The sequence below is a fragment of the Burkholderia aenigmatica genome, from assembly GCF_902499175.1.
Taxonomy (GTDB): domain Bacteria; phylum Pseudomonadota; class Gammaproteobacteria; order Burkholderiales; family Burkholderiaceae; genus Burkholderia; species Burkholderia aenigmatica.
The window spans coordinates 1-14,568 of sequence record NZ_CABVQC010000071.1 but is presented as its reverse complement, the minus strand read 5'-3'; the positions used below and the strand labels follow the sequence as shown (position 1 = coordinate 14,568).

The window sequence follows — 14,568 nt, the reverse complement described above, 5'->3', positions numbered from 1 at the left end:
CGGCGGCGGGCGCGTGCTGGGGTGCCTGGCGCGATCACCGATCACGCATGGCGGGTGGCGTGGACTTGAGCCGGCGCAGGTAGGCGTCTTCCGCCTCGGCGGCCTTGCTGGCGCACTCCTGGGCCTGCCTGCCCAAGGTGTGCAACAGGCTGATCTGCATGTTCAGCGTGATGCGCTGAAGCTCGATGGCGTGCAGGTCGGCCAGGAGGTTGACCGGCGTGCTGGTACTCGCCATCAGCTCCTGCCACAGGGCCACGCCCATGGCTGACCTGTCGTGCTTGCGCCAGCGAAGAAACGCTGTGCCTGCGCCAGTGGTCTGCTGGGCCAGTTCGATGGGTAGCAGATGGAAGGGATGCCCGACTGCCTGTTGCAGCACCTGTCGCTGCGCCAAGTCCATCAATTCGTCGCGCATGGCGAAGCACTGGCTGGCCCAGGCCTCCAAGTCCCCTTTACCTTTAAAGGGCTTTAAAAGGCCTTTTTGAGAGCCTGCGTGTTCCAGCTTCATGAAGGCTGTCTGTTGCAGGGGACGGAAGTAGCGGGTGTCGCGGTTCGGGTCGATCATGCCCGCGCGTCCTCGCCGGCCGTCGCTTCGTGCGCCGCGGTGGCTGCGGCCTCGTCGCTGGGGGAAGGTGCTGGGGCGGGACCATCACCGGGCTGCTGCAGGCTACGGCGCACGATGGGCGGCGCGAACTTCGAGCGGCGCGTGCCTTCCAGCACGTCCTGCGGCAGCTCGCCGAACTTCTCCAGCGCTGCCCGTGCTGCGGCATTCTTCGCGGCGAAGTCGTCGCGGGTGCAGCCCGAGTAGCGGTATTGCTGTGCCAGCGAGAACAAGCTGCGCAGTGCATGGGCGCCTTCGTTGAGCCAGCGCTCCAAGGTGCTGCGGTCGATGAGCGCGGTGTGGTGCGCGAGGATCAGCTTGCGGGCGACGTCGTCGTAGTCGGCCAGCAGATACACGGCGGCAAAGCCGAGCTGCGCATTGACGAACAGCGGCAGTTTGACGGGCTGAACATTGAGGTTTTCGCCCAAGGTGAGTGCCGGCGGCACGCTCGCCAGCGCCTGGTCCACCTGTTCGCGCAGCGATTGCAGCGTGGCCTTCGTTTGGTCGAGCTTGTCCTCGATGCGCAGCATCCAGAAATCGCTGTACGGATCGTCCTGCTCCGAGCCGCGCCGCATCTTGTTCATCTGGGCGATGTAGCCGTTCAGGCCGACGATGCCCGGTCGCCCCTCGGCGGCGGCGCGGCCGTGCCAGATGCGCGAGGCGTGGTGCGTGTGCAGCGTCAGCGACATCGCGCTGCGCAAGGAGCCGAGATTCAGTTGCAGGGGTTCGTTGGTGGTTGCCATGGTGTCCGCTCGTTGTTGGAAAAGAGCGGCCAGCTTCGGCAGGAAGCGGAAGGCAGTCAGTCAACAAACCGAAACCCGCCAGTCCCCGGTTCAAGGCGCGGCGGGTGCATGCGGCGTGAGCTATCCCCAGGGGATAGCTCCATGGAGCGCCAAGGAACGCTGCACGCCCGGATCAGCGCGGACAAGGCCGATCCCGCGGCAGGCGATCGAGGCCTGGCGTGCAGCGGTTCGATGTCGTAGCCGTTAGTGGAACTATCCCCAGGGGATAGCTCTACTGGAAGCCACCGGCATCCACTACACCGCCATGCAGGCCCGCTCACTTGCTGGCAAGCAGGTTGCGCAGCCGTTCGATGTGCTGCTTGGCGACTTCCGGCGGCACAGGCTTGCCCTGTGGCTGAGATGGCGGTGGTGCCGGTGGTGGCCGCTCATTCGGCAGCACGGGTGCCGATGGCGCGTCTTTCTTGGCCCAGGCGTTGAACTCGCCATGGATGGCCCGCTGGATGATGCCGAACAGATACCCCGCAGGATTGCGGATGCCATGGCTGCTGCATCGAGTGGCCCATTCGTCCAGCACGGCCTGCCTCAGCGCTGCATCGACCTGCTGCAATGCCACCTTGACGCCTGCCTGTTGTTCCGCCTTCAGTTCCGCGAAGCGTTTGGGCCATTGCAGGTCGCCTAGCGCACGCGCCTGCGCTTGTACCTGCGCGGTAGTACGTACTTCATTAATACAACTACTACGTACTGTACGGGCCTGCTTCGGATTCCGAAGAGAGGCGTCTGGCGCGGGTTTCGGCCCTGCTTCGGATTCCGAAGACGGGCCATCGGCATTCCGAAGAAGGCTTGATGCCCCTTCTTCGGATTCGTGAGTCGCGGCCTCCTGTGGATAACTTTCGGTGGCCGTGATGCCTTGGCTGGCGAGACGTTCGGCCAGGACCTGCAGCCGCGACGGCAGCGTGCGGCCGGACAACAGCGGGTCTTCCGCGATCTCCCGGAGAGTGTTCAGCCCCACCATCTGGATGGCCTTGGCCGAATGGCCGAGGGACTGGCTGACCAGCGCCAGGTAGTCGGCGTCGAGCTGCATGGCCTCGAAGGGCGTCAGGGGTTCATCGTGCAGAACGTAGAGGTTGCCTAGGATGCGTCCGGTCTTGGGGTCGCGCCGTCGCCGCACCAGGCTCAACCATCGGGTGAGGCGCAACAGCGTCAGTGCTCGGGCCACGGTTTCATGCGAGGCCTGCCCGGCGCAGGGCATCGAGGCCAGCCAGGGCCGAAGCTGCTCATACGTCGGGAATGCCGTCACGCCATCGTCGTTGAGCATCAGCCGGAACACCTGCCAGGCGTTGCGCTCCAGCGGCGTCAGGCGGCGGTCGAGGAACAGTCGTCGCGGTACGGTCTCATGTCGGTTGCCGCTGAAGAGGAACGCATCGCCGGACGCGGCCGGTGTCGCAGGTGACGGCGCAGGTATAGGCATGCGCGTGGGCGTGGGTGGGCCGGGCCTGGGCGCAAGGTCTTTCAGCGCCGCGTCGAACAGATCAGCGAGTGCGACGGGGCCATGGCGTGGTGCGGTGTCGTCCACGGCCATGGCTCAACCCAATCCTTGATCGACCCACGACTTGATCGCGGCCCAGACCACCGACAGCGGCAAATCCATGCCTTCGGCGAGGTCCATGGCCGCGTCGAGAATCGAGGTCTCGTCCTCCAAGTCCACATTCCTGCTGCTGGTGATGGCTTTCCAGCGCCGCCACAGTTCGACGTCCTGCTTCTCGTCCAGGACAGGGTGACGCCCCTTGCGCTTGGGCAGGCCCAGCACCTCACGGCGCAGGGCGATTTCCTGATGGGTCAGGCCATAAAAGCGGCTGACCATCTCCGTGCTGGCCCCCAGTCGCAACATGCGATCGACGGTCGCGATTTCCTTCTCCACGTCCTGCGCCTGCGAGAGCAGACGCCGGAGCACCTCGCGGTTCACGGACACGGAACACCACGAGACATTGGCGTTGGCCAGTACGCTCACCATGGCGGGATGCTTGAGCGCATCCAGCTCGGCCTCGCTGAAGCCCATCGCCTTGCAGCGGCGCAGTTGGCCGTTGCGCAGGTCGTAGAGCGCCTGGGCGATGACGGCCTGATTGAGCGGGTGCGGGGCGGACATGCTGGTCTCCTTCCTTCATGCCCCAGGGCTTGCGGCACCGAACTCCAGGTCCAGCAGGCGCCGGGCCAGGCGCAGCAATCGGAACAGCTTGACCAGCGCGGTGTCGCTCAATCGCCGGTTCGCATCGCCTTGGCCGTGCAGCAGCGCCGGCAGCTCGGCGGCAAGCTGCCCGCCGTCCAGATCAGCATCGGTGAAGCTCTGGCCTGCCAGGCTCGCCAGCAATGTCAGCACGGCGCGGCCCTGCGGTGATGGGGGCTGCGCGCTGGCATGGCATGCGAAGCCAACACCGTCCGCGCGTTCCTCGATGCACTGATCAAGTCCTGCCTCGCCCGCGATCTCGCGTGCGAACTGCGCGATGTGGATGCGCAGGCGGTCGGGCGTGTCCAGGCCCGCGTCGATGTGCCAGACGTCGGAAATCGGGTAGAGACCGCCTGCCTGGACGGGAATGGACTGCAAGACATTGGCCGAGAAATCGGGCAGCGCATCGCCCAGCTCGTCGGCGATCATCCGCTGAATGGATTGCAGCCGCTCCGTCGTCGGTGCAGGCGAAACGATGTGCCCCTGCAGCAGATCATCAGGAGCCGCCACGGGACTTCCTGCGGGCGAGCCGTCTGTCCCCGAGCCGCCCTCGCGTTCGCGCGACCCAGGCGTGGCCGGCGGCGCCAGGGCCGATGGGGCTGGTGCGGCGGGCGGGCGTGCCATGGTGCCAGGCTCAGGCAGCGCGGGCGGTGCCGATGGCGGGGTCGGGTCGCTGACCAGGGCGCGATGGCGGCTTTCGGATTCGGTGAGGTCGAGCGCCAGCACGTCGTAGTCGATGCCGAGCAACTCGGACATCTGGCCGATCAGTTCATCCTGCACGCGCTGGGGGGCGAACTCGTCGGCCTGCGTGTCGAACTGCGACAGCACCTCCTGAAAGAAGTCGTCGAAGTCCTGTACCAGTGTGTGGCCCTTGGCGTAGCGCTCCCACGCGAGCATGCAGGCCTTGCGCATGACCGACAGGCGTTCGACTTGGTGGCGGCCGAGCCCGCCGTAGAGCACGGTCGGGATCGCCGGCAGGAGGTAGCGCACCGCGTCGTTCATCCGGCTGATGTGCGACTGCTGGACAGGGAAGCCATCGGCGGCGAGGCGGCGGGCCAGCTCGGACTGGCTCAGGGCGGCGCCGCTTTCCTGCTCGTAGAACTCACGCGCCTTCTCGACGCCGAGGGCGCGCTCGATGAACGTCAGGCCCCCGCGCAATTCGTTCTCGGCCAGGTGGCCGGTCAGCATCACGACTTCGCCGCGACTGGGCCACGGGCGGAACAGGCACGATATGCGGAAGAATCGCTCGTCCTTGGTCTCCGACCACAGTTCGCGCAGGATCGCCAAACGTGTGTTGCCGCCGTTGCGGATGATGTAGTGATCCTCGCCGGGACGGCGCGTGATGGCCGGTGCCGCGTCCAAGCCGCGCTCGCGGATGGACGCCTTGATGTCCTCGTAGGCCGGGTTGCGCTTCTTCCTGGGATCGTGGTCGTAGGGGCGCAACTGGTCCAGGGTCACGACCATGGGCGTGTCGGCGATCGGATCGCTCAAGGCCGAGGTGGACGGGCCGCTGCGCTCGAACCCGGCCGCGAGCAGCTTGCCGGCCATCTGCTGGGAGGTCATCTCAGCCATGGCGGCCTCCCTGCGCTGGGGACCGGGCCTCGCGCTCGGCGCGGCGGATCTGCGCCCGGGCATTGAGGGCCGCCCGGTGGTCGCTGGCGGTCGAACTGGTGTAGATCGCAGCGCAGCCAGCCTTGGTGAATTTCAAGTGCCCGCCAGATGTGCGCTTGACGTGCCAGCCCTCGCCGACGGCGAACTCGATCAGGGCGCGCAGACGCTTGTGGCCTCGGGCCAGTTCATGTGCGTTCGCCATGAGGCCTCCCGGTATCAAGAGGGGCTGGTGAACGGCCGGACACCGTGGCAAATCGGTGCTGCCATTGCGGGAACAGCTCGCCAGCGAGGCCGCGCATGGTGTCGAGCGCGGCGGGGGCGACTCTGCCCGGTGGCTGGCGGTACTCGACCCGATGCACCGGCAGGCCGCGCGTCGCGGCGCGCGGATAGGCTTCGATGGCCGGCACGTCGGTGGCCAGCACGCAGATGCCGGTGTGGTCCTGGAACAGGTCGCGCAAGGCCTGCTGAATCAGCCGGGCGTTCGCCGACACCGGGTGGACGCGGTTGATGAGCAGGTGCAGCGGCGGTGGTTCGATGCCCAGGTGCCGATACGGCGCGATGTCTTCGAGCAACTGCATGGTGCCGCGCCGCAGCTCTCGTGCCGCGAGGATTTCCGGGGTCACGGGCGACAGCGCAACGTCGGAGGCGAGCACCGCCATCTCCAGCAGCACCGAGCGCGCGCCCTGGGTGTCGATCAGCACCAGGTCATAGAGGGGAGCCAGGACCGGCAGCAGGTGCCGCAGCCGCAGGCGCCCATCCGGCGCGTGTAGCAGCAAGGTGTTCAACTCGCCCCGGTGGTCGTTGGAGAGCACCAGATCGAGGCCCGCGATGATCGTGCGGGACACGAGCTGGCCGAGGTCGCGCTCGTTGAAGGCCAGCAATTCATAGATGCCGCCAGGCGCGCGGTGGCCCAACTCGTAGTAGGACGACAAGGTGGGCTGCACGTCGAGATCGAGCAGCAGCACGCGCAGCCCCGCGTCGGCGGCAAGCCCACCCAGGTTCGCGGCCGTGGTGGTCTTGCCCACGCCACCTTTGGTTGAAATGATGGATACGACCTGCATGGCGTTCTCCGTGTGAGGATGGGAAGTCCGCGGGAGAACGGGTCAGGCCCTGTTGTTGACGCGCTCGTCGATCCACTGATCGATTTCGATGGAGTCCCAGCCCACGGCGCGCACGCCCAGACGCAGCGCCTGCGGGAACTGGCGTTTCTTCATCAGGTTGTAGATGTGGGCGCGCTTGAAACCGGATTTCGCTTCGACTTCTTCCAGGCGCAGGATGCGGCGCTCGTTTGGCGGCAGTACAGGTGTTTGCGACATGGCGGTCACTCCTGAACGCTCAGTGGCGTTTGTTGGCGTGACCTCTATTCAATAGACACGGCAGCGAAAAGACATTGCAAATGCAATCTCCGCGACTGCACATACAAGCTGGCAAATCTCAGCGGGAGGCGCTACGCAACCGGCGCCTGGCGGTGGCGAACTTGCCGTTCAATGTCCGCTCCGCGATACCCATGGCGCCGCTGTGATGGGCGACCAGCGCGCTGACCACGGCCTCCTGCGTCTTGAAGCTGGAGTACGGCGTGCCCGATGGCGACTGGCCGAGCATCAGCTCTAACAGGGCGCCAACGATGTTCAGGTAGGTGGCCTCGGCCCGATCACTGATCGGACACTGCGCGCATGCCGAAATCACCGTGGACTGCTTGAGCAGCGCGTCATGCTTGTCCTGCAACTCGCGAAGCTGACGTTTGGTCTGTTCCAGGGCGGATTTCAAACCCTGGCGTTCGACCAGCATGGCTTGCCCTGTTTCTAGGGAGATGAAGGGATGGATGATGCGCTCGCTGCGGGAGAAGAGAAAGCCGGGCCGCTGCTCGGGGTAGTGCTGGCGCATCCAGCACTTCAGATCGACATGACGTACCGTCAGATCAGGCGATTCGATCAACGCGGTGTCGCGTGTCGTGATGCCATGCTGCCCGAAGGGCAGTTCCCCGTTGAGGATGCCGTCATAGATGCGGTCGGTGTACAGCCGCAGTTCGCCCAAACGCGGGCAGTCCAGCGACTGCGGCAGATCCATAGGCGACGAGACCGAAGCCAGGATCACCTGCTCGTATCGCAGCAGTCCGGCCCAGCGGATGGACGCTTCGAGCGGGCGGTAGAACACCTTTGATGTTGGTGCATCATTTTTGTTCTCGTGCATGCTCCGTCTCCTTCCAGGAGAAGAACTACAGGGCCGACTGCTTTTGCAGCCGTCCTCATGGTCGGCCTGTTGTCCGCGCAAGACGCGAGTGATGACGCCCGCTTTTGATGACTTCTGATCAGTTCGCGCAACGAGTAGGCGTTGTGTGCTCGATGTGCAAAAATCCATCGGGCACAAGAAAACCGAGCGTCTGTCGCGGCTCGACAGTGACGCTTGCGCTATCAGGATCGTGAGAAGTGGCTGCTCTCGCAAAACCGTATCGGTATGGTCTGATGCGCCAGCGGTTTCAAAAAGCGGCGAACGCTCGGAATCTATTGATCGGGGCTTGAGATTGGCAACGAAAATCCGCTGGTGTCATATCCGATCGAGATACTGATATAGCGAGATAGCATTACCGAGAAGTCGCCTATGGTGACTGCCGAGCGCTGATCCGACGCTAAACGCTGCCTGCCAAAACGTGGAAATTGCGAGTTGGCCGCGCAGAAGACGGATGGGCGGCCATGCGAAGCGATCGACGTTCCCTCCTTTGACCTTGACCGGACGGTGCTGCCGCCCGGCCTCAGCTCAACGGGCGACGGGATCTTCGGGCATATCAACCAACATTGCCGTTTTTACCAGGCGCTCTACAGTCTGCCTGGCCAGCACCGGAGACGCCTCCGATTGCTCTGCAAGCTCATCGGTTTCTATGGCATGTGCGGCGACCAGTCGAGCTGCAAGATGCAGGTTGGTCGGATCGACGGCCTCGATGACTGGACACTTGCCCAGGGCATCGTATGGCCGCAGCAGTGCGTGATAGATGTGCCAGGTGTCGATACCGCGCGGCACCAGCTTCAGGACAGCCTGAATCAGCTTGCGCTTGATGGGGTCGAGTTGCCAGTCCGGGACGCGCTGCCCACGGTGACCCAGATGGATCGACAGGAGATTGCCGGCCTGAATCTCGTAAGTGATCCAGCGGCGGGACTTGCCAACCAGCTTGGCGTAATCGGCCACCGACAGGTTGTGGGATGCCTCGAATATCTCCAGCAATTGCAAGCGCTCGCGCTGCACCTCTGACAGCGTGGGTCGCGCGTACTCGGGCAGATGCACCGCCGAAAGTCGATAGACGGAAGCTGGAACCGCTGGTGCATCGGGTGCAGGCGCAACGATCAACTGAGGGGCGTTTGGATTCAGGGCGGGCGGCTGCGCTGCCGCCTGTCCGGCGATTGTGGGCAGGCCCTGCAACGTGATGGTCAAGTGCGTGCTGGCAACTTCGACCTGATTCTGCTCGAACAAGTCCAGCCGGTCGGCCCAGTCCTGCATCATGACGCGGCGTTGCTCGACGTACTCGGCGTGGTTGTAGGTCGCGCTGATCCGATCCGGATCGGCATGCGAAAGTTGGGCGTCTACCCACTTGGGCGGATACCCCAATTCATTGAGCGCAGTCGAGATGGTGGCGCGAACGCCATGCCCAGTGAGTTGGTCTTCATAGCCCATACGCTTGAGCGCGCCATTGAGCGTGTTCTCGCTCAGAGGGTTTTTCAGGCACCAATCACCGGGGATGAGATACACCTGTGCTGGCTTCAGATTTCCCAGCAAATGACGAACGACCTCTTGTGCCTGCAACGACAGTGGCACGATGTATGGCGGGATGTCGGCGAAACGCTGGCGCTTCTTCTTGGTGAGCTGCTTGCGTTGCTTGAGCCTGACAACCGGGATGATCCACAGACCGCGCTCCAGATCAAACTGATCGGGCGTGGCGTAGCGCAATTCACCGGTGCGCACGCCCGTGAGCAGCAGCAGACGTAGACCCAGTTGCGTATTCAGGCGACCGCTGTACTTGCGCAACGTCTGCAGCATTGCCGGCAGCTCGGGCATGCGCAAAAAGGGATTGTTCTCCACCGGGGGCAGCGGCATCGCCACCACGTCCAAATCCTTGGCCGGGTTGTCGCCCATGTTGGGCACCACCACCGAGGCGTAGGTGAATAGCTGGCTGAACCAGGTGCGCAGCTTCTCGGCCACCGACAGCGAGCCACGCTTTTCCACTCTGCCGATGATGTCCAGCAGGTGGGCGCGGGTGACGTCGTAGATGGTCAGGTGGCGCAATACGGGAAACACGTCCTTGGCGAAGACGCGCCCGATCTGCTTGGGCGTACTTTGGCGGCCCTCATTTTCCAGAGAGAGGCTGCGGTGGGCCAGCCATTTGTCGTAGATGGCCTGGAAGGTGTGCTCGCCCGCCAGGACGATGGCGTGGCGCTTGCGCTTGCGCTCCGAATGCGGGTTGATGCCCTTGGCCAGCATGGCCCGGGCCTCGTCGCGCAGATTGCGAGCGTCTTTCAGGGAAAGCGCGGGATAGCCACCGAAGGACATGCGCTCGCGCTTGCCGCCCCAAGTGAAGCGGAAGTGCCAGGCCTTGAAGCCGGTGGCGGAGATGTAGAAGTAGAGACCGTCGAAATCGACAAGCGAATACGCCTTGCCGGTCACCTTGGCCTGTCGAACCTGGAGGTCTGAAAGCATGAGTCCAACTCCTGCGAAGCGAGTTGGATGCCATGTTCCCGACGGAACCCCGGCTCCTCCAGCAACAATACGGTTTTGGGGACCTCCGTATTGCCAGTGTACCGCTCAACGTACCAGTTAGAACCGGCTGGGAGTGGATTTCGCTGGATGTCAGTGGATTGAGATCAGGTAAAAATCTCAATCCTGACAATGACTTACGACGTTCCCTGGCGTTCGGTGGAAGTCCCTGGAAAGTCGAAGTGGAGCGGGCGATGGGAATCGAACCCACGTCATCAGCTTGGGAAGCTGAGGTAATGGCCATTATACGACGCCCGCAGAACGCGTAATTCTACAGGGGTTTGGGTGGGGATGGCAAGCGTCGGATTCTGGCTGCTGGCATCGAAACTGGCATGGCTCGACAATGAAACGGTGGCATCGCCATTGGCTCTGAGGATTGTTCTCTTTAAGATAGGTAGAAATCTAGAACCAAGGGGATCACCGTGGGGTCGGAAAAATATGATGCGAATCTGTCGAGGGTTGCCCAGATGGGCGTACCGGTCGACCTGATACCTGTCCTGTTGCAAGGTTTGGCAGAAGGTCAGTATCACCTTCTATGTGGCGCTGGTGTAAGCATTGGTGCCCGCGGTGGGGATGGCGGTGAACTCCAGGTTGCTGCGAAAGTCGCAAAAGAAATTTTGGACCGAACCTCTACGATCGTCGATCCGGCCGAGGAAGGCAATCTCGCCATCGTATACGAAGAAGCAAAGGTACAAGACAGAACGAAACTAAACGAGTACCTTAGAAAGCGATTTATGCAATGTTCACCGACGTGGCAGGCGAAATTATTTGATATTCGGTGGCATCGCATATGGACTCTCAATATCGACGACGTATTGGAGCGTGTTTTCGATGGGGAAAATAATAAGGCAAAATTTAGAAAAATAAGCCCTGTCTCGTGGCGGGATAAATTTTCACCGCCGGAGAAGTCTGCATCCGAGGTTCAGGTTATACATCTACACGGACTCGCGGAAAGAGTGGGTGGGGACGGTGAGGATTTAATTTTCGGATTGGTAGAGTACTCTAACGTTGTACGAACCGTGCCTCCTTGGCACGCGGCATTCGAAACTGCTTACGTGCAGGATCCGTTTATAATTTGTGGTGCTCGGTTGGCGGAGGAGCCCGATTTCGCAATTGCGACGCGAACAAAAAATCAGTCACGGATTGCCACGGGTTTCCCTTCAGTAATAGTGTTAAAAGAAGTATCGCCGGCGTTGAAGATAAGGTTGGAGCGCTTTGGCCTGATCCCCGTCGAGGCTACCGGGGATGCTTTTTTCTCGGCATTGTTGGAGGATATTGGTGAATATAAGAATTCACTCGAAAAAATTGCCGTGAAGAACGGGGTGTTCGAGCGCTTCTCTATTCAATTTAGGAAGCTAGATCCACGCGCGGATCTGATCGATCTTGGTACGGATTTCTATGGTGGAGATGAGCCAACTTGGCTGGATATAGTGAGCGGCAAAGATGTTATATTTAAAGTGACTGGAAATGTAATACGGGATATAGAAAAGCAACGTGGAAGTTATGTCTACATCCTGCATGGAACTTTGGCTACAGGAAAAACTGCGGCCTGCCTGCGGATTGCCAAAGATATTGTGCAGTACGGCTATACATCTTATTTTTTTAGGAACGAAGAATCAATTGATGTAGACGCTTGCTTGGGTTTTTTGAGCGCAGCACCCAAGACAGCTCTTATTTTTGATGACGCTGCCGATCACAGTGCTGGGATTGGTAAATTGGCGACTCGTTGTGCGGAGGCCGGAATCCAGTGCGTTATTATCGCTGCTGAACGTCCACGCCGCCTTCGTGCACTGAAAATCGACGTGCCGGATAAGTATCGACGTGAGTACCTGTATAGCAGGCTGGATGACTCGGATCTTTGGGGGCTTATAGCGCACCGACGCAAGGTTGCACGGCTTGGGTCGCTGGTACGGAAATCTGACCGGCAAGTGTTCGATTTCTTTCGGGACGCTTGCCATCGCGAGCTTTTCGAGTCGCTCTCACAGGCAGAGTACTCCAAGGGATTTAAGGCGCGCATCTCAGATTACATTGATGCGGAGTTGCGAGACGCAGCGACAAAAAATGTGTCGACAGTTGTTGCCTGCGTGCATCGATTCGGCCATTTGCTGCCGATTGCGACGGCAATGAGGGCGGCTGGGGCCCACTTTGACCGATTCAAGGCTCTACTTGAAGAGGCGCTAGGTTCGGACGGGATTATTGTGCGAGAGCGTAAAGGCCTGCGTCTCCGTCACCGCGTGATTAGCGAGGAACTCTGGAAGTTCCAAACGGTTGGTCAGAAATATGACGCTATGCTTCTCGTTTGTCAACATTTGGCACCTGCAATCAATCCGAAAACAATTAAGGCAAAATTACTTCCTCATCGCATTGTTCGTGAAATATTGGACGTCGAAGAGGTGGTGAATAGTTTGCAATTGCAGGCATTCGAATTTTATGCTGAATTGGAGCCAATATACGGGTGGAGTTCGCGATTTTGGGATCAGCGAGCCATTTTGGAGTCGAAGGCTGGTAATTTCCAGAAGGCATATTCGTATTCTCAGAAAGCTGTCAGTCTAGAGCGACACGCCTTCGCTTATAATACATTGGGCTATATATGCCTTGTTCAGGCAAACCACATAGCGGAGTCAAATTCGCAGGAATCTAAGGAGATTTATACAGAAGGTGTCGCGGCATTAGACGATGCGCGAATGGCTGCCGAGCGGAATGATCTTTCGTTCGAGCATCCATATGTCACTTTTTTTTCGAATACGCTCAGATACGCGCAGCATTTTGGACGAGATGACGTGTCTTTTTCTTTGGTCGAGTCTCATTGGGATCGTTGGATTAAGGCAGCGCATGATGCAAGTTGCTTTAAAACGCACTACGGACAGCAGCGTATTCGGGAGCTCATGGCAAGCTGGCTAAAAATTAAGCTTGCGCGCGGGAAGGACTCGTCAACGAAATGAATTTGTTCCCCCTTTACTAACTGTGCCAGCATAGTGTGGTTTGGAATGATGAACAAAAGTAGCGTGGGCGCGGAGGGGCTATAAGATACGCTTTAGGCTGTGGTGACGGCTAGACGCGTACAAATTCTGCCTCTCTGGTCAAACAGACGACGATGTTGTGCCCGGAGTCGGGATGCGGGGGGACGACATTCAACACCCCAACGATTTCCCGACGTTGACCAACGAGCAGATTTGCGAGCTGGCTGCGGCGGTGTGTGACGATTTCGGCGGCGACCTCTCGCGAGCAGCTTTCATAGAGAAACTGTGGTTGCTTGTCGAAGACGTTCCAGGATTCGAGGCCGGCGAAGTGGACGCGGGGCTCATTGAATCGATGTGGGCGGCGTACAGCGGTCGCCCACCCAATTCCTGAGATTGCTACTCGCGCACCAGCTCAGCGACCTTTCCATAGAGCGTTTCTCGATACGCGCGAGCATTTTCCGAGAAGTGGAGCCGTCGATGGCAGTTCGGGCAAACGGCGACCGCGTTCGTTGGCGTATCCGATCCGTCGTCCGCAAGTCTGCGGAGATGATGGACCTCAAAAAATGGGAAACCGTCTGCGCCGATAAACGGAGCCGGTTGGTCACAAGCCTCGCATGTCCCATTTGCTCGCTCCAGCACCCATGCTTTGACCTGCGGATCCCGTACGACGCTGGTCGTGGTTGATGTAGTTTTTTGGGGCGTTTTGCTTCCTGCGGGGCGTTGCTTCAGCGTCTTGCGAAACTTGGCGACCGTAGCTGCTTCGGTAGCCTTCGGCGATTCGTGGCGGCCTTCCAGTTCGCAGATGAGCGTTTCTATCTGCTCAGTGACCCTCACCCCCACGTTCTTTGCCGGTGGGAGGCCGGGTATCCAGTCTCGTCCCATGAGAGCTAAGACATGGGAGATGTTTTGCATCCGGTATTCGCACGATTTTTCGGACCGGCCAATTCCCGCGGAGAGGTCTCGATAGACCTGCTTCTTTACAACGGGTTGCCCGTTCCGGAGCCGACGTGCCATGTCGAGATACGCGACGACCGACGCTCTCAATTCTGGCTCGGACCAATCCGATTCAAGCCGATTTTCGTCGTCGATCCTACTCGCCCAGTCTCGCATCAGAAGCAGACTCGTCGCTTCATCTTTGACCCAAAGATACGAGCCGCTATAGTCGCTATGGACCTGCAGCAGATTCGGGTCGCAACCACGTCGCTGAGCGAATTCAATCTTGTCGAAGCCTGGGGGAGCCTTGGCACGGTTCTTCTCGAACCGGTACAAGCAAGCATATGGAGGATTATGCCCCCAGAGATTCTCGTGCATATTCCCGACGTGCACGCCGCGCCAAGTGATACGGAGAGTCTTTCTCTGATCATTCGGACCCTGCGTCGTGGGACCGATAGTAAAGCCGGCAGCTTCCAGCGCATGGATGACGCTCAGTGCGAACGCATTCGGCGGGTTGCCCGTATAGTTCGAAAGATCAGGCATGGAACAATTTGATCCGAGTGAATGCGACGTTTGCCGCTGCAAGACTTGACTGTTACTTGCGCCGTTTGCTCTTGGGCGAATGCTTGGCCTTGAGCATGTCGGTGAACTGTTGAACGAAATTCACGACGAGTTCGCGCTCGTTGCTAGTGCAGTGTTCCGTTCTGTTTGGAACTTAAGCGACTGTTGGCGCGAATGACCTTCTGCAAGATGTCGCGCGCG

13 protein-coding genes and 1 tRNA gene are annotated in these 14,568 nt (G+C 60.4%); 2 read left to right on the top strand and 12 right to left on the bottom strand.

The annotated features are described in order from the left end of the window. Positions 1-34: 34 nt before the first annotated feature. The 11 genes from BDO18943_RS34790 to BDO18943_RS34740 form a co-directional block, all read right to left on the bottom strand. A complete protein-coding gene (locus BDO18943_RS34790) occupies positions 35-562 on the bottom strand; it encodes a DUF3158 family protein (protein ID WP_023112338.1) in 528 nt (175 codons plus the stop codon). Further along, positions 559-1,341, bottom strand: coding sequence for a PFL_4669 family integrating conjugative element protein (locus BDO18943_RS34785; RefSeq protein WP_023112337.1), 783 nt, complete (start codon positions 1,339-1,341; stop codon positions 559-561). The genes BDO18943_RS34790 and BDO18943_RS34785 overlap by 4 nt, the downstream gene beginning before the upstream one ends. Positions 1,342-1,657: 316 nt before the next feature. Continuing rightward, positions 1,658-2,920: an STY4528 family pathogenicity island replication protein gene (locus BDO18943_RS34780; protein WP_023112336.1), complete on the bottom strand. Its 1,263-nt coding sequence runs from the start codon at positions 2,918-2,920 to the stop codon at positions 1,658-1,660. A gap of 3 nt (positions 2,921-2,923) precedes the next feature. Continuing rightward, the gene (locus tag BDO18943_RS34775; protein ID WP_023112335.1) at positions 2,924-3,484 is read right to left on the bottom strand and encodes a DUF2857 domain-containing protein; all 561 of its coding nucleotides are present in this window, start codon (positions 3,482-3,484) and stop codon (positions 2,924-2,926) included. A 15-nt stretch (positions 3,485-3,499) separates the two neighbouring features. Next, positions 3,500-5,134 (bottom strand): ParB family protein, encoded by a 1,635-nt coding sequence (locus BDO18943_RS34770; protein ID WP_175025825.1) that lies wholly within the window; start codon positions 5,132-5,134, stop codon positions 3,500-3,502. Beyond that, positions 5,127-5,375 carry a hypothetical protein gene (locus BDO18943_RS34765; RefSeq protein ID WP_023112333.1) on the bottom strand — a complete coding sequence of 83 codons (249 nt, stop codon included), beginning with the start codon at positions 5,373-5,375 and terminating at the stop codon, positions 5,127-5,129. Before BDO18943_RS34765 ends, BDO18943_RS34770 begins: the two co-directional genes overlap by 8 nt. Then, positions 5,359-6,234 carry a ParA family protein gene (locus BDO18943_RS34760; RefSeq protein WP_023112332.1) on the bottom strand — a complete coding sequence of 292 codons (876 nt, stop codon included), beginning with the start codon at positions 6,232-6,234 and terminating at the stop codon, positions 5,359-5,361. Before BDO18943_RS34760 ends, BDO18943_RS34765 begins: the two co-directional genes overlap by 17 nt. 42 nt (positions 6,235-6,276) lie before the next feature. Continuing rightward, the gene (locus BDO18943_RS34755) at positions 6,277-6,489 is read right to left on the bottom strand and encodes an AlpA family transcriptional regulator (RefSeq protein WP_012205952.1); all 213 of its coding nucleotides are present in this window, start codon (positions 6,487-6,489) and stop codon (positions 6,277-6,279) included. A gap of 118 nt (positions 6,490-6,607) precedes the next feature. Beyond that, positions 6,608-7,363, bottom strand: coding sequence for a hypothetical protein (locus BDO18943_RS34750; RefSeq protein ID WP_175025824.1), 756 nt, complete (start codon positions 7,361-7,363; stop codon positions 6,608-6,610). Between the two features lie 564 nt (positions 7,364-7,927). Beyond that, on the bottom strand, positions 7,928-9,856 hold the full coding sequence (locus tag BDO18943_RS34745) for a tyrosine-type recombinase/integrase (RefSeq protein WP_014596114.1): 1,929 nt from the start codon (positions 9,854-9,856) through the stop codon (positions 7,928-7,930). Between the two features lie 240 nt (positions 9,857-10,096). Then, positions 10,097-10,171: transfer RNA gene (locus BDO18943_RS34740), tRNA-Gly, on the bottom strand. A 164-nt stretch (positions 10,172-10,335) separates the two neighbouring features. Between BDO18943_RS34740 and BDO18943_RS34735 the strand changes: the two genes are divergently transcribed. Then, complete coding sequence (locus BDO18943_RS34735; protein WP_175025823.1) at positions 10,336-12,855, top strand: P-loop NTPase; 2,520 nt, start codon at positions 10,336-10,338, stop codon at positions 12,853-12,855. A 172-nt stretch (positions 12,856-13,027) separates the two neighbouring features. Then, positions 13,028-13,264, top strand: a complete 237-nt coding sequence (locus BDO18943_RS34730) for a hypothetical protein (protein WP_175025822.1) — start codon at positions 13,028-13,030, stop codon at positions 13,262-13,264. A gap of 5 nt (positions 13,265-13,269) precedes the next feature. On the opposite strand, the gene BDO18943_RS42825 is transcribed toward BDO18943_RS34730, so the two are convergent. Next, a complete protein-coding gene (locus BDO18943_RS42825) occupies positions 13,270-14,349 on the bottom strand; it encodes an HNH endonuclease (protein WP_235996272.1) in 1,080 nt (359 codons plus the stop codon). Positions 14,350-14,568: the final 219 nt, after the last annotated feature.